Here is a 21311-nt window from a genome sequence, read left to right as displayed (position 1 = left end):
AAAGAAAGGACTGGCACGCCAGTCCTTTCTGCTATGAATAAAGCACCATTTCATCCATTTAAAGCACTATATTCCAGAATAAAGCACCATTTCATCCATTTAAAGCACTATATTCCAGAATAAAGCACCATTCCATCCATTTAAAGCACTATATTCCAGAATAAAGCACCATTCCATCCATTTAAAGCACCAAAGCCCAGAATAAAGCACCATACCACTCAATTAAAGCACCATCCACCGCTCGAGCAATTAACTAGCCAATTCCTTCGCCTTAAACGTAAATATCGACGCAAACACCAAGATGAGGGAGAGAACAATCGTAATCACAGAAGTTGCAACAAGATCAGATGAAACCTCGCCAGCAATTACCATCTCATAAATATAGCTTGATAAGTTATTCGGACTCCACTCAAGAATGTGACCGAATATTTGTGTCATAATACTCATTGCCATAATCGTTAAAATAGATAGAAATGCGACAAGGCCAGGAGTTTTCACTAATGTATTGAAAAAAATAATAATAGAAATGACAAATGTAAGCCACAGTCCATAGAAAATAAAAATCAAAAGAAAGCTTTTAAAAGAAAGGTCACCGTATAGAATATTCGTATAATACCAGCTTGCAAGCAAGCCAACGAACAGGGCAGCCCAGACAAGAGCAAGCAATGCAGCCCATTTAGCAGTAATATAATTTCGATAGGAGACAGGCTTCACGAGTATCAATTCAGAAACCCCGCTTTTTCGCTCACTCGCAATCGTCCCCATTGCCATCAGTACAATCACTAGCACGCCTAAACTGCTTAATTGACTTAAGCTCATCATGACAACTTCAGCAGGTGCGAATTCAGGAAGATTAATAATTGCTCCATCTGGTAAACCACCAACGGCTTCTATAATCTGTGGCAAGTAATAATTAGAAATTGGATCTAAAATGGCAAGTAAAATGATAACTAATGGTACCCAGATCCATTTTTTGTTTCGCCAGTTTTCCACCATTTCCTTGTTAAAAAGTGTCATCCATTGCATTAGCTATTCACCACTTTCATAAACATATCTTCAAGTGAAGCGCGGTTAAGTGTAAAGTTTACCAGTTCCCAGTTTTCTTTTGCGGCAGTTGCAAGAAGCTCCTGCCGTGCGATCGCAATATCTGTTGCATTTACTTGAAGGACGTTTCGTTCCAGGTAACTGCCAGAAATACTTGGTAGAGCATTTACTTTGGCTTGATAACTAGGCAAATCACTCTCAAATTCTAACGCAATCGTTGATGTCTGGTATTTTTGGCGTAATGCTGTCATCGACCCGGATTCCACAATATTTCCTTGATGTAGTAGTAATAATGCATCACTTACTTCATCAGCATCACTTAGAATATGAGTAGAGAAGAGGATAGACATTTCATCCTTTAACTCTTCCATTAATGTTAGAACCTCACGACGACCAATTGGGTCGAGTGATGAAACGGGCTCATCTAGCATTAATAGCTTCGGCTTATGAATAATTGCCTGAGCAATCCCAAGGCGCTGCTTCATCCCACCAGAATATTTTCCAATTCGCATGTTCCTTGCATCGGCAATACCTACTTTTTCAAGCAGTACCTGTGCACGATCTTTCGCTTGTTTTTTTGAAAGAAGAGCGAGCTGTCCGCTATAAACTAAAAACTCCATCCCTGTCATCCATGAATGGAATACAGGATATTGGGGCAGATAGCCGATATATTTTCGAACATCATCGTTAAGTGATGTGTCGGAAATGTGAATGGTCCCTTCTGAAGGCTTTAGAAGTCCAGCGAGTGTGCGTAAAATTGTTGTTTTACCAGCGCCATTTGGTCCGATGAGTGCAATACACTTTCCATGCTCAAATTCAAAGCTTACGTTGTTAACTGCGGTCTTTCCATCGTACGTTTTTGTTAGATTGTTAACGGTTAGCAAGGACATTCATTAGCGCCTCCTTCCGAAAATAAAGTAAATAATTGGCCCAATTGTGTTTATAACTACGATAATAAAAAACCAAAGCCATCTCGAACCACGAAAATCATCTGCTTTTGCCCAGTCAAGAATAGCAACAATCATTAAAATACCTTGAATGACGATAAAAGGAGCAACGATGCTCCAATTAATAGATTCAATAATTGCCTGCATCTACTTCACCTCTCTTGTAATTAATTTATGTTCCTAATAAAAATGGAATGATAAATGCCAGCCCGATAATGCCTAAGAGAATAAACCAAGCAAGCGGTCGTGCAAAATTAATCGTCCATCCGACACCAAATCGTTTTTCAAGAAAAAGTGAAGGGTCTTCCCGATTGAAATAAAGGATACCAAGTTTCCAATACGTATCATCATCTCGGTTCATTATTGTTGCGTCAGCTGAAGAATTCGAATCACTTTTAATGCGACTGCCACCTTGCCCGGTTGTAATTGAAAGAATGATAGCACCTACTATTAAAGCGACACTAAAAGCAAGTGGAACAATCACTAACAACTGCTGATTTATTGGATAGAAATAAGACAGCTGAATAAGCGAAAATAGAAGGGTTAAGGCAATCCCAGTAATAATAATATAAGCAGACCATCTTCTTCTGAAAATCACGTTCTTCCGCATTGACTCCTCAGGTGTGTCCGCATTAATTTGTTGTTTTGCTTTCGCAATCATTGTATTGATAAAGACAAAAAGCAGTGTTAAATATAATTGCATGATTGGTAAGATAAGAACAGAACGATATGATTTTTCTGCCCAGTTGGTAACTTCTCCCGCGAAATTATATTGCAGTGGGATTCTATCTGGAATTTGTTGATACGATTGTAATGTTAGGACAATTAACCCGATTGTTACTATAAAAGAAATAAGAAACCATAAATTTGAATGATTTAGCTTTTGGGAGCGGAATTGGATGCTAACAAAAACCTGCTGTGATTTCTCTTGACCCCATTGCTTCTTTTCCTTTAACGATTTCATTTCACCGTGAAACTTTAAATAAATCAAAAATGAACTTATCAGATACCCAAAAATAAGGATGCTGAATAAAATGCTAAACATGTTCTCATCCAAGGTGATTAAAATACCAATGGATAAAAATATTGCTGTCACAATTAATCCAGTTGCCCCGGTAATACGCATATAACGTTTTCTCATTTGCTTTAATGCAAGGCTTTGATAAATCTCCTCTGGAATGGTGACGCCAAAACTTTCTGTTCGACGCGTCCAGAAAGGGATAAACATGGTGGAAATAAATACTGGAATTAAGATTAGGAGAAATATAATAATCATGAATCCACTCAATTCTTTTCACCTTCCTCTTCATTGAATAATTGAAATAGCTCTTTACTAAATTGACTAAATTCTGCTTCGCTCATTCCTCGACAAATGGAATCAGCTACAAGAGGTCGAAGCTTAGCTTTTAACTCTTGTTTATATACTTCATCAGCCTGTGGAACGCCGTCCGGATGAACAACGACACCTTTTTGTCGATGAATCAAAATAAATCCATCTTGTTTCAATTGCTGGTATGCCTTATTAACTGTATGCAGGTTGATGCCAATATCTGCTGCTAATGATCGAACAGAAGGTAACGCATCTCCAGGTAGAAGCTGTTTTTTAGCTATACCTTCAATAATTTGCTGCTGCAGCTGAATGTAAATAGGATCGCTAGACTCTAAATTTAAATTTATAAACACATTCATTTAGCACTCCTTTCAATAATGGTTCTATCTGTTATATAAGTAGTATAACAGATAGAACCATTAGAGTGCAATAAAAAAAGAGACTGAATCAATATTCAAGTCTCTGTAACAGTTTCTTATCGTCTAAAAGGTGGATAATTGTTGTTTGGGTACGAAGCTAAAGGTGATGGAAGTCTTGCTAGTCGCTGGACGCCTCGTGGACGAGGCTGTTCCGATATCTAAATTATCCACAGCGTTCAAATTTTATAGTTTCCTAAGCTAGAACAAAAGAAAAAACCAAAGCAATTAGCTTCGGTTTCCTCTTTGTGACAACTGTTTGTAGATACGGTCTGCATGCTTGAATTCCTTTTGATAAAGAACTTCCTGTGTTTTGGATAGGAACTTTTCACTTTGTCCTGGTCTTAATCTTGGCATTTGCATCCCTCACTTTAATACTAGGTTACCCAATATGAACCCAAATATGCTTTCTTAAGAAACTTCTTCATCTGTAACTTCGGTTTCCATAGCTCTGAATTGTTGATAAGACGCATAATGATCTTTCGTAATGACGAATAAATCATATATATCTTCTTCAGGATTGATTCGATTGTAAACTTCAGGATAAATTTGATTACCTAAAGCAACATAAGGCAATTTTAAAACAGCTTTCATCGATCGTATATTTGTTTTTCTCACCTTCATAAAGATTCCTTCGATATGGTAGGTGAAAAAGAGTAAATCAAAAAATTGCTCTTTTGCTTGTTTATTATAACCTTTGCCAAAGTAGGGCTGACCGATCCACGTTGCTAAAAAGCCGTGATTGTCTTCGATATCAAATAGATTGATTGTGCCGATTGGCTGTAAATATTCATCAACAATGGTTCGAGAAATCAGCTCGCCATTTTCTTCGGCTTCGATTGTCATCTTCGTAAGGAAATAAAATTCATCACTTGTTTCTGCTTTATGTCTAACATAGGGAAATACATCTGGATGTGACATCAGTTCAAAAAGTACTGGCACCTCATGCAAATCACGTATTTTCAACATAAAAAATACCCTCCTCATTCCAGGCGGGTATACTTGCTGACTTTCCAAAAAGGAAATCCAGTAAGTAGCCCACCCTCGAATTTTTATTTTAGATTTCAACAAAAATTCGGGGTGGGAATCGAACCCACTAGAACCAGTCAAAACTGGTGGCGCACCATTTGCCTTCCCTATTTAATTCAGTGTTGTAATACGATTCTATTCATCTCTTTCGTATTTTGATAAATTTATTTTACAACCTTTTTCTTAAAAAGCAAATACTTTTTTTGTTAAATATTTGTTCAGAAAAATTAACTATAATTAGTCAGCTCTTCTAAGGCTTTTACTAATTCTGGGTACTTAAACTCAAACCCTTGATCCAATGCTTTTTGTGGCAACACATATTGCCCTTTCGTGATTAATTGCCCCATCTCTCCAATCGCAGCATGTATTAGCGGGGAAGGGGTTGTGAACCAGTATGGCCGTTTTAAAACACTTGCTAACGTTCGCATGAAATCTTTGTTTCGCAATGGGTATGGTGCGGTTACATTGACCGCTCCTTCCATCTGTCTATTGAAGAGGCAATAATCGATTAATCGAACAACATCTTCTATGTGGATCCATGACATCCATTGCTCACCATTACCAATCCTTCCTCCAGCAAATAATTTCACTGGAAGACTCATGAATGGCAACGATCCTTCTTTGCCAAGAATAAGGCCAAATCTTGTATAAATCGTACGGATTCCAAGAGCTTCTGCTTGCTTAGCGACTTGCTCCCATTCAACAACTACTTCAGCTAAGAAATCTTTCCCGGGAGATGTAGTGGCTTCTGTAAATATAAGATCTTCAGAAGTGCCATAATAGCCGACTGCAGAACCACTAATGAATACATTCGGTTTTATCTTCATCTGTTTCATTACTTGTATTAATGCGTCTGTCGTTTCTAATCTACTGCTCTTCATTTTTTCTTTCTTCTTTTGAGACCAGTAACCAAGCAGAGACTCTCCTGCTAGGTTGATAACTCCTTCAATAGGTGGCAGTTCTTCTATCGGATAATCATAATGTATGTAAGTTGTGGCTTTGGTGTTCATGTAATCGAGAGGGGATCTTGTAAGTATGTACGTATGATGTCCTTTCACTTGCAATGATTGACAAAGATGCTTGCCGACAAACCCGGTACCACCACTGATTAAAAAGTTCATGACCATGCTCCTAACCAAATTTAAGTTATATGTATAGTATATACGCTAAACGTAAAACTTAGCGTTTCGTTTGAAAAAAATGCTTGATATAAATTTTATGATTTACCCTTATTGCATGCTGTTCTGTTATGATAAAAGAAAGAGGTGGAGTACGTGCGAAAAATAACTAGGATAACAACTCAAAAGAAAAATAAAAGCCGGTTCAATATTTTTTTAGATGCAAAACAAGGTGAAGAATATGGATTTAGTGTAGATGAAGCGATATTAATCGAATATCGACTTCGTAAAGGTATGGAACTGGATGACGAAATGATTGCTACACTTGTTGAAAACGATACGGTTCATAAATCATATACCCAAGTTATTCACTTTTTAAGCTATCGAATGCGTACTAAAAAGGAGATTATTGATTACTTAGTGAAAAAAGAAGTAGATCCAGAACATATCGAACAAATTATGAAGAGATTAGTTGAAGAGAAGTTAATTGATGATCAGCAATTCGCGCATTTCTTTGTTCAATCCCGAATCAATACGACAACAAAAGGCCCTGTTCTTATCAAAAAAGAATTGATGGAAAAAGGAGTTTTAGCACAGCAGGCAGAGCTTGCATTAGAAAATTATTCACTGGATACCCAACTTGAGAAAATAGTAAAGCATATTCAAAAGAAGTTAAATACTGGAAAAAAAGAGGCGTTTCGAAAAAAAGTTCAACAATTGCAAGCTAACCTTATTCAAAAAGGTTTTACACAGGATGCGATTACAAAGGCACTAGCAAGTATGGAAAATGAAACGGATCAATCGAAGGAATGGGATGCACTTATTTTTCAAGGCGAAAAGCTCTTGCGCAAATATCAAACGAAGCACGAGGGATTTGCCTTAAGGCAAAAGATGACCGAAGCATTATATCGGAAAGGTTTTTCCTTTGAGTTAATCAACCAATTTTTGGATGAACAAAGACAGAATTAGCGGTAATCATAGGCAGGAATTTAGTATACCGGGTCAATCCGTATATGTTTAGCTACCTGCTTGTTTCCATTCGTCCACACAATTGGTAAGATAGAATGGGAAGGGGAGAGAAAGATGAATTATCGGTATAGCGATTATTCGATCGAACAACTACATAGGGAAATTGGTATGTTAAAAGAAAAGGCACAGAAGGCAGAGCAATTAGGAAATATTTCAGAGGTGCAGATCAATGAACGGAAAATGCAGGTGGCCCTTGCATATACCATGAATCCAGAAGACTTTGATGCGAATGAAGTATATCAATTAAAAATGGAACCAGGATTTACATTTAAAGTCAGTTATGTGAATGGCGTATTTGCATGGGGGCATCGAATCAATTTACTTGAGGAAATGTACGAGCAGATAGAAGCACTGCCTATTTCATTGTTAGGTAAAAAGGTAACGAAATAAAAAAACGGCAGGTACGTGCCTGCTGTTTTTACGTAGTCGGGTCACCGACATATAGTTTACTTTGTAGCTTGTGTTCGGAGAAAATCCATCCTGTATAGGAACTGATGATTTCCATATTTTCATCAATTTTCACGACCGCAACAAAGGGGTAATATGTTTTGGAGCGGTAACGTAAATCGATGAAGCGTACTTCTGTAAAAGAATCGAAGTAATTAATTTCCCACCGATAAACAGGGGAAAAGTTTAGAAAAGCTTCGATATTCTTATCTGTTTTCGCTACTTCGATAATTGGAGTGTCAGGTAAGGGAACCTTCCAGAACTCATCCACAATTTCGATATGTCGATTTTCAACAGTACCTACATAAAACTTATCTTTCGTCGTGATTGCTACACGCCAATAATTTTGCTTCATCGTTGGAGATGTGGCAATTTCTACCGTATCTGGATAGTATTCATGGATTTTCTTTACAATCTCTCTTTTGTCCATATACCGTTTAATGTAATATAATACAATCACTGTATAAATGGTAATCCATGTATACCCAGGATTAGCTCCAAGTGACCATGCACAAATACCAGCAACATTTAAGAAGAAAATATAAGGGTCAAAGGTATTAATAAACCCTTTCGCAATCCATTTATTTGAAAAAGGCCTGAAAGCCTGTGTCCCATATGCATTGAATAGATCAACAAATACATGGATAATCACAGCCAAAAATGTCCATAGCCATAGATGCAAATAGCTAACCTGTGGTACGAACATATAGATAACGCTGGACACTAATAGTCCCCAAAGAATGATTGCGGGTAATGAATGTGATGCACCGCGATGATGACGTATATAAGTTGCATTATTTTTTAGTTTAAAAACTGTATCAAAATCAGGGGCATGTGAACCGACCACAGTCCCGACTAATACTGCATGAAATAGTGTAGGATCGCTTTGCACAACAGGGTCTAATGTAGCTAAACCGCCCAGTGCAATCCCCATAACTATATGTGTGCCAGTATCCATATAATAAGGTCCTCCTTAGGATAGCCTTTAAAAGATTGTTCAAAAAGTCCGGTAAAAATGACACATCTTTGAACTCACGCTTTAAAATAATTCTACTCAAGATATTGTAACATAAAGGAAGTGCAATAATGATTAATAATGTATTACAACATTTCAACATAGATCAATTTCAAAGTGATTTACTACATTGGTATAGCGAAAGTAAACGAGACCTTCCTTGGCGCAGAGAACGTGACCCATACAAAATTTGGGTTTCTGAAATCATGCTACAACAAACGAAGGTCGATACCGTTATTCCATATTTTAATCGTTTTATGGAGAAATATCCAACGATTTATGAACTTGCTGCAGCTGACCAGCAGGAAGTATTGAAAGCATGGGAAGGCTTAGGATACTATTCCCGTGCGAGGAACCTTCAAAACGCTGTTCGTGAGGTTGTTGCCGAATATGGAGGAAAAGTTCCTGCGACTCCAAAAGAACTCGGAGCATTAAAAGGTGTTGGTCCTTATACGACAGGTGCAATCCTTTCCATTGCCTATAATCAGCCTGAGCCAGCCGTTGATGGAAATGTCATACGTGTATTTTCACGTTTATTGAAAATTGAAGCGGATATTGCCGTGCCCCGGACAAAAAAGCTGTTCGAGGATTGTGTTCGTCAAGTGATTTCAACAGAAGATCCTTCCTCCTTTAATCAGGCAATCATGGATCTGGGTGCCACAATCTGTACACCGAAATCTCCAACTTGCTTGTTTTGTCCGGTACAAGAGCATTGTCGTGCTTTTTCTGAAGGTATTCAAGAGGAATTACCGATAAAAACGAAAGCCAAAAAACAAAAACCAATGGCTTATGTTGCGTTATTAATAAAAAATGAGAACGAAGAATATGTGATTGAAAAGCGCGCAGAAAATGGATTATTAGCAAATCTTTGGCAGTTTCCAATGGTGCCGATTGAAGAGATAGGAATGGAACATCTTGAAAATTGGGTCTACAGTGAATATGGGGTACGCATTCAGCTCGGTGAACGAAAAGGTAAATTGAAGCATGTTTTCTCCCATATTATTTGGCAATTGGAGATATTTGAAGCAAACACGATCCAGACAGAACTAGACGATGAGCGTATACGATTTGTTGATAAAGAAGCTATTACAAATTATCCTTTCCCTGTTTCGCATCAAAAAATGATGAAATATTTATAAAGTGTAAAGACTCCCTTATGTATATTGGGAGTCTTGTTTTTCTGCCCTGGTATAAATTTCCTTATTAATTTCATGCAAGATTGTTAAGCCTTCTGAATTAATATAGGGCAATATTTGCGAAAGTGCATGTTGGAAATATTGTAATTCTTCATCCTGCCACCTTGTTTTGCTTATCATAGATAATTCTGTAAAGTCTCTAGGTGTTTGCATTGCCATACCCTCCAATAAAGAAGTGAAATGCATTCATAAATTACGCCAAATCTAGATTATTATCCGTTGGTACTTTTTTCATAAAAAATTTACAAATTTAATGGATAACAATTTGTTATATGGTTAAATTAATCAGTGCGGAGGTGATACTGATGGCTAAGAAACCTAACAAAACTGCTGCTGGAACAAATATTCAGCAAGTAAAACAGCAAAATCAACAGGCTGCTCAAGGTCAAAGTCAAGGTCAATTCGGTACTGAATTTGCTTCTGAGACAGATGCTCAGCAAGTAAAGCAACAAAATCAACAGTCACAAGCAAAAAAGAAGTAAATACGACGCATGACAGTGAAGAAGAGCTTCCTCATAAATAATGAGGAAGCTCTTCTTCTTTAATTTCATTCATGTTCTTGCTATACTTTTGTTCAGTACTCGCAAACTTAAGCCATCTTCACCATCTTAAAAAAGCTTTAGCTTTTTATATGGGATTCATAATCCTTTATATTTGGTTTGGTAAGCATTATAATGAATGATAACTGATTTGGCGGAAAAGCGGGGAAAGGAAGATAGGATGGTTACTCCGAGAGCGGGTTCAAAAATGCAGATACAGAGTTATAAACATAATGGACAGCTTCATCGGATTTGGGAGAACAGTATGGTATTAAAAGCTACAGAAACTGTTGTAATTGGAGCGAATGATCGAACACAAGTAACGGAAAGTGACGGTCGCACTTGGATCACAAGAGAGCCAGCAATTTGTTATTTTCATGCGAAGTATTGGTTTAATATCATCGGTATGCTTAGAAACGATGGTATTCACTATTATTGCAATATCAGTTCTCCATTTGTTTATGATGATGAGGCGTTGAAATATATCGATTATGATTTGGATGTGAAAGTTTATCCAGATATGACATACGATCTTTTAGACGAAGATGAGTATGAGGAACATAGAAAAAAGATGAATTACCCCGTTGTACTGGATCGAATTCTTCATAATAATATGGATTATTTACTACGATGGGTACGCCAACGGAAAGGTCCCTTTGCACCAGATTTTATTGATGGTTGGTATGAACGATACTTAACCTATCGGTGAGTTAGGATAAATATAATTGAAAATAAAGGGACTTGTCCTTGTTACAAATAAGGTAACAAGGATTTTCTATTGATAAAAAGGAAGTGTTATTAGGGTGAATACCGAGTTTTCGAAAAAGAGATTAGGAATGATACTATGAGCAGTGTAAAGCAGTACATGAAGTTTGTTGCCCCGTATAAGTGGAAAATCCTTTGGACGATACTCATTGGAATTATTAAATTTGGTATACCATTACTAATGCCATTAATTTTAAAGTATGTGATTGATGATATCATTATTGCAGAAAACATGAGTGACGCTGACAAAATAAGTAAATTGCTATGGGTAATGGGGATTTCTTTTGGTGTATTTCTACTTTTGCGGCCGCCAATTGAATATATTCGTCAATACCTTGCACAATGGGTCGGTAACAAAGTTTTATATGACATTCGAGATAGGCTTTTCGATCATATTCAAAAGCTGAGCTTGAAATTTTATTCTCAGACAAAAACCGGCGAAATTATTTCCCGGGTAATAAATGATGTCGAACAAACAAAGAATTTTGTAATTACAGGTTTAATGAATGTGTGGTTAGATTTAATAACGATACTTATTGCGATCGTTATAATGCTAACAATGGATGTCGGTTTAACCATTGTTTCTATTATTTTGTTTCCGTTCTTTGGCTTTGCGATTAAATACTTTTATGGAAGACTCAGGAAGTTAACAAGGGATAGATCCCAAGCGTTAGCCGAAGTTCAAGGGCATTTACATGAACGTGTTCAAGGTGTACCTGTTACGAGAAGTTTTGCTTTAGAAGATTATGAACAAACTCAATTTGTAGAACGTAATGGAAATTTTCTTGATAAGGCGCTTGATCATACGAAGTGGAATGCCAAAACATTCGCAGTAACCAATACGATTACCGACCTTGCTCCACTTCTAGTCATTGCCTTTGCAGGCTATCAAGTCATTATAGGGAATGTAACAATGGGGACAATGGTTGCTTTTGTTGGCTATTTGGAGCGCGTATATAGTCCACTTCGAAGATTAATCAATTCATCAACGACATTGGTTCAAGCAGTCGCTTCGATAGACCGTGTTTTTGAATTTATGAATGAAAAGTATGATATTGTCGATAAAGAAAACGCAATTGATCCTGGGAGAGTTAATGGCTCAGTCGATTTTGAAAATGTTTCCTTCCATTATGATGAGGCGGAACAAAAAGTGCTGCAAAACATTAATCTACAGGTGAAAAAAGGGGAAACGATTGCTTTTGTTGGGATGAGTGGTGGCGGAAAGTCTACCTTAATTAGTTTGATTCCAAGATTCTACGATGTTACCAATGGTTCGATAAAAGTCGACGGGACGGACATCCGCGACATGAAAGCGAGAGCACTCCGGAACAATATTGGTATGGTCTTACAAGACAATATTCTTTTCAGTGAATCCATTGCCATGAATATTCGAATGGGGAATCCAGACGCAACGGATGAAGAAGTAATTGCTGCCGCTAAGGCTGCGAATGCACATGATTTTATTGCGAATCTACCATATGGATATGATACCTTAGTAGGAGAACGTGGCGTGAAATTATCTGGTGGACAAAAGCAACGAGTTGCAATTGCGCGTGTGTTTTTGAAAAATCCACCGATTTTAATTTTTGATGAAGCAACATCTGCATTGGACTTGGAGAGTGAACACTTAATCCAAGAAACAATGGAAAAATTGGCAGCAGCTCGCACAACCTTTATTGTTGCGCATCGACTTGCAACAATCACACATGCAGATCGGATTGTTGTCATTGAAAATGGTGAGATCACAGAAGTAGGATCCCATCATGAGCTAATGGAAAAGCAAGGGGATTACTATCAGTTGTATCAAATCCAAAACTTGGACGAGGGGAAAGAAGCTTAGCCAAAGTTGATTTTACCGAGCAAGTTTAGGATGAAATCTGTTTATATGATGTAAAGTCCATAAACGATATTAGAAAAGGAGCCTCGAGAGGCTCCTTTTCCTATTTATCTGCCATTACACGAAAGGCATGACCAACAGCATCAATTGTTTGCGCAATATCGGATTCTTTATGCTCTGTAGTTAGGAACCATGCTTCGTATTTTGAAGGAGCTAGGTTAATTCCCTGATTCAGCATTAATTTAAAGAATGTCGCAAATGCATCACCATCTGTCGCTTCAGCTTGTTCATAGTTCGTTATTTTTTCTTCACCAAAATAAACGCTAAGTGCTCCGCGTAAACGATTGACTGTAATTGATATACCGTATTTTTCAGCTTGTTCTAAAATTCCATTTTCTAACAGTTCTCCAAGTTGATTTAGCTTTTCGTAAACTCCATCTTGTTTTAAAACTTCTAAACAGGCAATGCCAGAAGCCATCGATGCAGGATTACCTGCCATTGTTCCAGCTTGATATGCAGGTCCAAGTGGTGCGACTTGTTCCATAATGTCTTTCCGACCACCGTAAGCTCCAATTGGAAGTCCTCCACCAATTATTTTACCCATTGCTGTCATGTCTGGTTCTACTCCATATAGCTGCTGTGCACTTCCATACGTGAAGCGAAAAGCGGTAATCACTTCATCATAAATAACAAGTGCTCCTGCTTCATGTGTTAAATCATTAACTGCTTGCAGAAAACCTTCATGTGGCTCGACAATACCAAAGTTGCCTACAATTGGTTCAACTAATACAGCAGCAATTTCGTCACCCCATTTGTTTAGTGCTTCTTTATAAGCCTCTAAATCATTAAATGGAACGGTAATCACATCTGCTGCAGTTGATTTAGGTACACCTGCTGAATCAGGAGTTCCAAGTGTAGATGGTCCTGAACCAGCTTGTACTAATACCGCATCAAAGTGTCCGTGATAACAGCCAGCAAATTTAATAATTTTTGTTCTTCCTGTATAAGCACGAGCTACACGGATTGTCGTCATCACTGCTTCCGTTCCTGAATTGTTGAAGCGAACCTTTTCGAGTGAAGGAATTGCTTCCTTTAGCATTTTCGCAAATTGGTTTTCTAATTTTGTCGGTGTACCGTACAGAACCCCCGTAGTTGCAGCGTGTGCAATAGCTTTCGCAATATGTGGATGTGCATGTCCGGTTATAATTGGACCATAGGCTGCTAAATAATCTATGTACTTATTTCCGTCAACATCCCAAAAATAAGGTCCTTGTCCACGTTCCATATATACTGGTGAGCCTCCACCTACTGCTTTATATGCACGAGAAGGTGAGTTGACTCCCCCAACAATATGCTCCAAAGCTTCTCGGTGAAGCTCTTCTGATTTTGTAAAATTCATCTATGAAATCCTCCCTTGATCTCTCCGTATTGACATTAACTAATATAACAAATATAAAATAGAATACATAATGATTGCTAAGTTCCTTGTCTTCAAATTTAATATCTTTTCGAAAGGAAGAAGGTTTTCTATTTTCTAAGACAAGCTTTTTTAGGATGGAGCATACATATATCATATAACAACTATAAATGAGGGGTTTGAATGATTATACCTTGGCTAATTATGATTGCTATATGCTTAATCCTAATGAAAAGCTTCCTCGACTTTTTTCGTGGTAAAAGCTTTGCCGTAGCTTTCGAAATGAAGGAAAGTCGTTTCTCTACAGAAATATTTATGGCGTTGCTCGTTCTTTATATCATTATTATGTTAGGGTATGGAATGATTTACTTTATTTTATCCATTGAAGGGATTGTGCTCGTTGAAAATGGAGAATTGAGACAGGTGAGCATTCTAGGTTCGATTATCCATTCCGTTTATTTTAGTGGTGTTACATTACTTTCGGTTGGATATGGAGATATTACACCTGTTGGGGTTGGTAGATTTATTGCATTAACACAAGCGTTGATCGGCTATATTCTGCCCGCTTCATTTGTCGTAAAGATTTTTCAAACTCGAGATCGAAGCAGGGATACATGAATCTGTTATCTTGATATGATATAGTGGCAATAGAATGTTTTGAGTTGGAGGGAACTTTACATGACAGTAGAAATTGGAAAACAAGTAGAAGATTTTACGTTGCCAAGTCAATCCGGTGAGCAGGTAAGTCTATCTGATTTTAAAGGGAAGCATGTGGTATTATATTTTTATCCAAAGGATATGACACCTGGATGTACAACGGAGGCTTGTGATTTTCGTGATCAGCATGAGAGCTTTGCTGAATTAGATGCGGTAATTATTGGTGTCAGTCCAGATCCGGTTGAAAGCCATCAGAAGTTTATTAATAAACATGACTTGCCGTTTTTATTGTTAGCTGATGAAGATCATAAGTTAGCAGAGATGTTTGATGTGTGGAAATTGAAAAAGAACTTCGGGAAGGAATATTACGGAATCGAACGTTCTACGTTTATCATTGATAAAGAAGGAAAGTTACAAAAGGAATTTCGAAAAGTAAGAGTAAAGGGTCATGTAGAAGAAGCGTTAGAATTTATAAGAGAAAATTCATAATCAAACGCATGAATGAAACAGTCCTATATGGGCTGTTTTGCTTTAGTGTTTTCAGTTTTGCTAAAAACCATTACTATAGAAGAAAGGGTTTTAGGGGGAGGGCTATAGTAATGATCTTATTTTCAGCAAAAATTTCAAGCAAGCATCATGAGAAGTTAAAACATGACTATTCCGATCAACAGTTTTTATTTTCAGATAGTGATGAGATGACGAAGAAACATCTGGATGAGGCTGAAGTTCTTGTCACATATGGTAGTGATGTGAATGAAGAAGTTATTCAACATGCATCTAAGCTTAAATGGATTATGGTCCTGTCGGCTGGTGTGGATGAATTGCCTTTTGAGCTAATGAAGGAAAAAGAAATTATTTTAACAAATGCAAGAGGTATTCATAAGATACAAATGGCTGAATATGCTATATCAATGTTATTACAGGTTTATCGTCAAGAGAAAATACTGATCCAAAATGAGCAAGCCCACCATTGGGACAAGTCGGTAAAAGTTAAAGAAATAACTGGAAGTACAATTGTTATTGCTGGAACTGGCGCAATTGGCCAAGAGGTTGCTCGGCTCGCGAAAGCCTTTCAAATGAAAACGATTGGTGTATCTAGAAGTGGAGCAAATGTAGCGTATTTTGATGAAAATGTTACGAATGATAAGCTTGAGCATGTATTGCCTGAAGCAGATTTTCTTGTTTCGGTTCTACCAAGAACAAAAGAGACAAAAGGCTTTTTTACGTATGACCATTTCAACGTGATGCCGGATCATGGCGTGTTTTTAAATATGGGACGAGGCGATGCGGTTAGCAGTGAAGTAATGCTTCAGGCTGTGCAGGAAAATGAAATTGCTCATGCGATATTGGATGTAACAGAACAAGAGCCGCTACCGAAAGACCATCCATTTTGGTCAGAAGATAAAATTACAATCACCCCTCATATATCAGGTCTTTCACCACATTATGCAACGCGAGCACTAGAGATTTTCAGAAGAAATCTTGATAATTATCTAACTGGTGGGGATGATTATACGAATAAAATTGATTTGTCTAGGGGGTATTAATGATGCGAATTTATACGCGTTCCGGTGATAAAGGGCAAACATCATTAGTTTATGGCAAGCGTGTACCGAAGAATCATTTACGTGTAGAAGCATACGGCACATGTGATGAAGCGAATTCTGTCATTGGTTTGGCACTAAGCTTTCTCAATCAGGAAGAATGGGATGAGAAAGAAGCATTCCTCGAGCAGATGCACCGTGTACAGACAATCCTATTTCATGTAGGTGCTGAGCTTTCTACGCCGGCTGATAAGGAAGTAACGTGGAAGTTAAAGCCGGAGCATATTCAGGAGATGGAGGCTCAGATTGACAGGTGGGACCAACAATTGGATCCGCTGAAAAACTTTATACTTCCATCTGGCCACAGTACTTCAAGTGCTCTGCATACTGCAAGAACGGTAGTTAGACGTGCAGAACGTACAGTGGTTGGACTTGGTGACGAATTGAACAACGACCTTGTATTATCTTATTTAAATCGATTATCTGATTTTCTATTTGTTGCGGCTAGATATGTAAATAAGAAGCTAGGTGGCGATGAGTTGCCGTTAAAAGTAGATATTTAATTCAGCTTGTATAATATACTTATATTGACAGAACACTAGGTAAGCAGTTACACTAATTATAAAGATTACAATCTAATAATGTTGTTAATTCGAATATATTATTAATTTTTGAAAGTGAGGTGTTTGGCGGTGTCTGAAAAGCGATTACGGGAAGCGATTGATACATTAAAAGAATCAGGCGTCCGTATCACACCACAGCGGCACGCAGTTCTAGAGTACTTGCTTAACACGATGGTTCATCCGACAGCAGATGATATCTATAAGGCGTTGGAAGGGAAATTCCCAAACATGAGTGTGGCAACTGTCTATAATAACCTACGTGTACTTAGAGAAGTAGGATTAGTTCGTGAATTAACCTACGGAGATGCATCAAGCAGATTCGACTGCAATACTTCTGATCATTATCATATTATTTGCGAAGCGTGCGGAAAGATTGTTGATTTTCATTATCCTTCATTAGATGAAGTAGAATCCCTAGCTGAACAGGTAACTGGATTTGAAGTAAGTCATCATCGTCTCGAAGTATACGGCAAGTGCCCTGGTTGTCAGGAAATGCTAACACAAAAGCACTAATTGATAAAGTGATACTTCATTCATTGGGGAATTTTTTCCAAAATGAATTTTAGTTGAACAGAATCAGGAATTTATGTGCTGTTTATACCACAAAGGTCGTTAATACGTGACAAAAGCCAACTGTAAGGATCGACTTGCAGTTGGCTTTTGTTATGATTCATTTTAATAGTTGAACAGGTATCCATTTTCTTACACTATTAATGAGCCATATTTTAGATATATTGAAGATTTCCTCAACCAAAAGTTTTCTTTCCGAAATAACTCCCTCTTCAAGTAATACTTCTCTATACGTGCCGGGGAGTAAACCTGAACTTAATGGTGGTGTATATAATTTACCATCTATTTCTACTACGATATTACCTGTTGTGAATTCGGTAATTTCATGGTCTTGATTCCATAATAGAACATCAAAAACGTTTGGGTGTTGCTGCTTGGTTTTTTCATATATACTTCTATTTGTTGTTTTGTGATGCAGAAAGCGATTGTCCTTATCTACCGCGGCATTAGCCAGCTTAACGGGAATAGAATTCGTAAGTTCAGCTATTTCTGTTCCTTCTATTACAATTCCTCCATTGCGATTGGAAAGAAGGCGGACCTTCCACATTCCAAGAGGATGGGTATTTGCAAAATCCTGAAGTTTCTCTTTTGCAGATGCTATGTCAACAGGATAGTTAAAATAGGAGGCACTCTTCTCTAAACGTTTTAAGTGATTTTCTAAAATAAAATAGGTTCCATCTTCAAGACCAATTGTTTCTAATAATTGAAATGGCATCGGCAAGACATCTAATACTTTTGCTTTTGTTAGTGCTTCCTTGTATTCATCTTGATCATTTGAATCCCATGTAATCCCGCCGCCAATTCCGTACATTGCATCACTACTTTGATTATTAATCATGACCGTTCGGATGGGTACATTAAAAATAGCCTCCTTATCAGGAGTTATGTAACCGATCGTTCCACAATACACTTCCCGTGGAGTAGGTTCAAGCTGGTTAATTATATCCATTGTACTTATTTTAGGTGCTCCTGTAATGGAACCACAAGGAAATAATGCGGTGAATACATCAGCAATTGTTTTCTCATTTGAAATCTCTGCAGTTACAGTGGAAGTCATTTGAAAGACTGTTGGGTATTCCTCAATTGAATATAACTTGGGTACCTTCACACTATTTGGCTTTGCTATCATTCCTAAATCATTCCGCAGCAAATCGACAATCATCACATTTTCAGCGCGGTTTTTTTTCGAATGATACAGCCAATTTGAATTCGATTGATCTTCTTCTGGAGTAGTTCCCCTTTCAATCGTACCTTTCATCGGCTTGGTTGTAAGTTTACCTTCTTTTAAGTGAAAGAACAGTTCGGGTGAAACAGAAACAATTGTAAAATCCCCAATGTCTAAATAAGCACTGTAGTTTGCTGCTTGGGCTTTGACTAATTGATTATAGTATGCAATAGAATCGCCGGAAAACTGGGACAGCATTCGAATCGTATAGTTAACTTGATACGTAATACCTTGTCTAATGTAACTTTTAATTTGCCCGATACAATTGTTATAATCGAATAAAGACGTTTGCGCTTTCCATTCAGAAGTGTGAAATACCTGAACGGATTGAAGTTGCTTCTTCTCTGGCTTCTCGTAAATACCGAACCAGAGAAGCGGCATGACTGGATTGGAATGAACTTGAAAAGCTTTTTCAAATGCAGGAGCAGCTTCATAGGAAAGATATCCTGCTGCATAGTAGCCTTTGTTTGTTTCTGCTTCAACTTCTTTTAATAAAGGAATCACTTCATCTATGTTTGAAGTAGAAATGATCTTGATTGGATTTTTAAAAAGCAAGGGAGTGTTTTTTTCAGTCTCACTTATAAAATCAAAGTGCAATAAGGATGCCATTGAATATCTTTCCCTTCGTTAATAGTTAAATTGTTGGTTTATTATGTAATTGGTAAATTTGATTGTGTTTGATGTATGGAAACATACTTTGTCACCGTGTAAAAAAATCCGTCGATTTCGACGGATTTTGTGAAGTGCAGTAAATTAACGCTTCTTTTGTGATTTTGCATAGCTACGTTTATTATATTTTTCATCGAATGCTTCACCTTCTAGGTTCTTATCCATTGTCAATGGCTGTTTACAATGCATGCAAGCATCAACACGACCTAACATCTTGGTTGGCTTGTCACAATTTGGGCAAACAACAGGAACTGCCTTAAGGGATAGTGTTCCTATCCATACATAGACAACACAACTGAAAACAACCATCAGTAACCCTAATATAAAAAATATAACCATTAACCATTCGATATTTTTAGTGAGAATACCTGCGTACATTAACAGGATGCCTGCAAAAACTAGAATCAATGCGAACGTGCGAATCTTATTTATTTTACTTGAGTATACCAATTGTTGTGCCATGTTTTTCCCCCTTAATTTACAACTGTAGTATAGCATAAAATTAAAAAAAATTATTATGAAAAAGGTTTTTCAGTTAAATGTAACGAATAATTATTAATAGTAATCGAAAATGGAGGAAACCGTAGAATGGAAAATTTCCTAAGACCTATTTATCAAGAACATGCAAGTAATCTCAATACGTTAGGGATACTTTTAATAGAGAAAACCCAACATGACAGTCCTATTACGGATGAGTTCGACGTTATACTACTAATTATCGTAGATGAATATGAACAAACCTGGTATGTGAAGCATTATGAAATAGAGGGGAAAACCGCAGCACTACATATTGTTCGAATGGATGTTTTGATGGAATGGATCGATACAAGTGGCTATCGACGAGCAGTTGAATGGATTATTCTTGGTAAGCCAGTATTTGATAGAAATGAGTCCATTGCTCGATTAAAGGAGCAGCTACGTGATTTCCCTAAAGAGAAGCGTAACTTAAGGAAGATGATCGACTTCGGTAAATTAGTTAAAAGTTACAGTGAAGCTAAATCTCTTTACGAAACAGGAGAATTTAATGATGCACATAGTAAAATTCTTTATTCGCTTCATTATTTAGCAAGACTAGCGGTATTAGAAAAAGGTTACTATCCGGAGGTAACTGTTTGGAGTCAAGTAAAGAAAATTGACTTCGAGGTTTATAAATTATATGAAGTTTTCATTGAAAGTAATGAGGAGGTAAATAAACGAATTGAACTAATGATTATAGGAATGGACTTTGTTATTCATAATCGAGCAATACTATCTGCTAAGCATTTATTAGATATTATGAAAACAAAGGACAGTGCTTGGTCTTATGCTGATATCAAACGTCATGCTATGGTTCAACCATATAGACTTGACTTAAGTGCGATTCTTTCTTACCTTGTTGAAAAAAATATAATAAACGTAGTTCTTGAGGAAACAAAAGGACACGCTGTATACCAAAGAAAATATATTGTGAATGAGATAAAGTAACACGCAAGGCGTAAAGTGCATATGTATATATGTGGGCGGAAAATAGCGTAGAACCTAATACTCCGCCCTTATTATTAAGCATATGTAAAGCAACTGATAAATTCTTGTAAAATAATCGTTGACTTTAATAAACAACCGTGATAAAGTTAAATCCGTCGCAAAAATCCACTAAAGATTAACGACAAAAAATATAAAATTAACTATTGACACAACGACGGCAGTTATGTTATATTAGAAAAGTCGTCGCTTAACAAAGCGACAAACAAATTTGCTCTTTGAAAACTGAACAAAACAACCAGTATGTCAAGAAAAAGGAAACTAAGTTTTCTTTTTAAAACAAGTAGAAGCCAGCTTCTACAACAGCTAAGTATTACAAACACTTTTATGGAGAGTTTGATCTTGGCTCAGGACGAACGCTGGCGGCGTGCCT

General features: G+C 37.2%; 25 protein-coding genes. 12 read left to right on the top strand and 13 right to left on the bottom strand.

Annotated features, from left to right (window positions below; genetic code table 11):
- Window positions 1-249: 249 nt before the first annotated feature.
- The 8 genes from F1560_RS00125 to F1560_RS00090 form a co-directional block, all read right to left on the bottom strand.
- The gene (locus F1560_RS00125) at window positions 250-1026 is read right to left on the bottom strand and encodes an ABC transporter permease (protein ID WP_149472651.1); all 777 of its coding nucleotides are present in this window, start codon (window positions 1024-1026) and stop codon (window positions 250-252) included.
- Window positions 1026-1934, bottom strand: coding sequence for an ABC transporter ATP-binding protein (locus tag F1560_RS00120; protein WP_149472650.1), 909 nt, complete (start codon window positions 1932-1934; stop codon window positions 1026-1028). Before F1560_RS00120 ends, F1560_RS00125 begins: the two co-directional genes overlap by 1 nt.
- 3 nt (window positions 1935-1937) lie before the next feature.
- On the bottom strand, window positions 1938-2138 hold the full coding sequence (locus F1560_RS00115; RefSeq protein ID WP_149472649.1) for a PLD nuclease N-terminal domain-containing protein: 201 nt from the start codon (window positions 2136-2138) through the stop codon (window positions 1938-1940).
- A 25-nt stretch (window positions 2139-2163) separates the two neighbouring features.
- Entirely contained in the window at window positions 2164-3279 is a 1116-nt protein-coding gene (locus F1560_RS00110; RefSeq protein WP_245347786.1) for a DUF1648 domain-containing protein, read from the bottom strand.
- Window positions 3276-3674 (bottom strand): GntR family transcriptional regulator, encoded by a 399-nt coding sequence (locus F1560_RS00105; protein ID WP_149472761.1) that lies wholly within the window; start codon window positions 3672-3674, stop codon window positions 3276-3278. Before F1560_RS00105 ends, F1560_RS00110 begins: the two co-directional genes overlap by 4 nt.
- Before the next feature lie 291 nt (window positions 3675-3965).
- Window positions 3966-4094 (bottom strand): YfhE family protein, encoded by a 129-nt coding sequence (locus F1560_RS00100; RefSeq protein ID WP_149472648.1) that lies wholly within the window; start codon window positions 4092-4094, stop codon window positions 3966-3968.
- 54 nt (window positions 4095-4148) lie between these two features.
- The gene (locus tag F1560_RS00095; RefSeq protein WP_149472647.1) at window positions 4149-4706 is read right to left on the bottom strand and encodes a GNAT family N-acetyltransferase; all 558 of its coding nucleotides are present in this window, start codon (window positions 4704-4706) and stop codon (window positions 4149-4151) included.
- A gap of 287 nt (window positions 4707-4993) precedes the next feature.
- A complete protein-coding gene (locus tag F1560_RS00090; protein ID WP_149472646.1) occupies window positions 4994-5887 on the bottom strand; it encodes a TIGR01777 family oxidoreductase in 894 nt (297 codons plus the stop codon).
- Between the two features lie 153 nt (window positions 5888-6040).
- On the opposite strand from F1560_RS00090, the gene recX reads away from it, so the two are divergent.
- A complete protein-coding gene (recX, locus tag F1560_RS00085; RefSeq protein ID WP_149472645.1) occupies window positions 6041-6853 on the top strand; it encodes a recombination regulator RecX in 813 nt (270 codons plus the stop codon).
- A gap of 114 nt (window positions 6854-6967) precedes the next feature.
- A complete protein-coding gene (locus F1560_RS00080) occupies window positions 6968-7303 on the top strand; it encodes a YfhH family protein (RefSeq protein ID WP_149472644.1) in 336 nt (111 codons plus the stop codon).
- 28 nt (window positions 7304-7331) lie between these two features.
- Here the strand turns inward: F1560_RS00080 and F1560_RS00075 are convergent, their stop codons facing one another.
- Entirely contained in the window at window positions 7332-8318 is a 987-nt protein-coding gene (locus F1560_RS00075) for a metal-dependent hydrolase (RefSeq protein ID WP_149472643.1), read from the bottom strand.
- A gap of 128 nt (window positions 8319-8446) precedes the next feature.
- On the opposite strand from F1560_RS00075, the gene mutY reads away from it, so the two are divergent.
- Window positions 8447-9514, top strand: coding sequence for an A/G-specific adenine glycosylase (mutY, locus tag F1560_RS00070; protein WP_149472642.1), 1068 nt, complete (start codon window positions 8447-8449; stop codon window positions 9512-9514).
- Window positions 9515-9529: 15 nt separating this feature from the next.
- Here mutY and F1560_RS00065 read toward each other — a convergent pair whose 3' ends face one another.
- A complete protein-coding gene (locus tag F1560_RS00065) occupies window positions 9530-9724 on the bottom strand; it encodes a hypothetical protein (protein WP_149472641.1) in 195 nt (64 codons plus the stop codon).
- 152 nt (window positions 9725-9876) lie between these two features.
- Here F1560_RS00065 and F1560_RS00060 point away from each other — a divergent pair, with 152 nt between their 5' ends.
- The 3 genes from F1560_RS00060 (at window position 9877) to F1560_RS00050 (ending at window position 12715) form a co-directional block, all read left to right on the top strand.
- Entirely contained in the window at window positions 9877-10053 is a 177-nt protein-coding gene (locus F1560_RS00060; RefSeq protein ID WP_149472640.1) for a gamma-type small acid-soluble spore protein, read from the top strand.
- Window positions 10054-10291: 238 nt separating this feature from the next.
- The gene (ntdP, locus tag F1560_RS00055) at window positions 10292-10819 is read left to right on the top strand and encodes a nucleoside tri-diphosphate phosphatase (RefSeq protein ID WP_149472639.1); all 528 of its coding nucleotides are present in this window, start codon (window positions 10292-10294) and stop codon (window positions 10817-10819) included.
- A 135-nt stretch (window positions 10820-10954) separates the two neighbouring features.
- The gene (locus tag F1560_RS00050; protein ID WP_149472638.1) at window positions 10955-12715 is read left to right on the top strand and encodes an ABC transporter ATP-binding protein; all 1761 of its coding nucleotides are present in this window, start codon (window positions 10955-10957) and stop codon (window positions 12713-12715) included.
- 100 nt (window positions 12716-12815) lie between these two features.
- Here the strand turns inward: F1560_RS00050 and F1560_RS00045 are convergent, their stop codons facing one another.
- The gene (locus F1560_RS00045; RefSeq protein WP_149472637.1) at window positions 12816-14111 is read right to left on the bottom strand and encodes a glutamate-1-semialdehyde 2,1-aminomutase; all 1296 of its coding nucleotides are present in this window, start codon (window positions 14109-14111) and stop codon (window positions 12816-12818) included.
- 201 nt (window positions 14112-14312) lie between these two features.
- Here F1560_RS00045 and F1560_RS00040 point away from each other — a divergent pair, with 201 nt between their 5' ends.
- The 5 genes from F1560_RS00040 to perR all read left to right on the top strand — a co-directional run bounded on the left by F1560_RS00040 (window position 14313) and on the right by perR (window position 17466).
- The gene (locus tag F1560_RS00040) at window positions 14313-14747 is read left to right on the top strand and encodes an ion channel (protein ID WP_149472636.1); all 435 of its coding nucleotides are present in this window, start codon (window positions 14313-14315) and stop codon (window positions 14745-14747) included.
- Window positions 14748-14807: 60 nt separating this feature from the next.
- Window positions 14808-15275 carry a thioredoxin-dependent thiol peroxidase gene (gene bcp / locus F1560_RS00035; RefSeq protein ID WP_149472635.1) on the top strand — a complete coding sequence of 156 codons (468 nt, stop codon included), beginning with the start codon at window positions 14808-14810 and terminating at the stop codon, window positions 15273-15275.
- A 110-nt stretch (window positions 15276-15385) separates the two neighbouring features.
- Entirely contained in the window at window positions 15386-16333 is a 948-nt protein-coding gene (locus F1560_RS00030) for a D-2-hydroxyacid dehydrogenase (protein ID WP_149472634.1), read from the top strand.
- A 2-nt stretch (window positions 16334-16335) separates the two neighbouring features.
- On the top strand, window positions 16336-16893 hold the full coding sequence (locus F1560_RS00025) for a cob(I)yrinic acid a,c-diamide adenosyltransferase (protein ID WP_149472633.1): 558 nt from the start codon (window positions 16336-16338) through the stop codon (window positions 16891-16893).
- A 129-nt stretch (window positions 16894-17022) separates the two neighbouring features.
- Window positions 17023-17466: a peroxide-responsive transcriptional repressor PerR gene (perR, locus tag F1560_RS00020; protein ID WP_149472632.1), complete on the top strand. Its 444-nt coding sequence runs from the start codon at window positions 17023-17025 to the stop codon at window positions 17464-17466.
- Between the two features lie 157 nt (window positions 17467-17623).
- Here the strand turns inward: perR and pabB are convergent, their stop codons facing one another.
- A complete protein-coding gene (gene pabB / locus F1560_RS00015) occupies window positions 17624-19357 on the bottom strand; it encodes an aminodeoxychorismate synthase component I (RefSeq protein WP_149472631.1) in 1734 nt (577 codons plus the stop codon).
- A gap of 144 nt (window positions 19358-19501) precedes the next feature.
- Window positions 19502-19879, bottom strand: coding sequence for a YgzB family protein (locus F1560_RS00010; RefSeq protein ID WP_149472630.1), 378 nt, complete (start codon window positions 19877-19879; stop codon window positions 19502-19504).
- 126 nt (window positions 19880-20005) lie between these two features.
- Between F1560_RS00010 and F1560_RS00005 the strand changes: the two genes are divergently transcribed.
- Window positions 20006-20881: a nucleotidyltransferase-like protein gene (locus F1560_RS00005; RefSeq protein ID WP_149472629.1), complete on the top strand. Its 876-nt coding sequence runs from the start codon at window positions 20006-20008 to the stop codon at window positions 20879-20881.
- Window positions 20882-21311 lie beyond the last annotated feature (430 nt).

Source organism: Oceanobacillus polygoni (genome assembly GCF_008304605.1).
Classification (GTDB): Bacteria; Bacillota; Bacilli; order Bacillales; family Amphibacillaceae; genus Oceanobacillus; species Oceanobacillus polygoni.
This window is presented reverse-complemented; position numbering and strand designations above follow the sequence as displayed.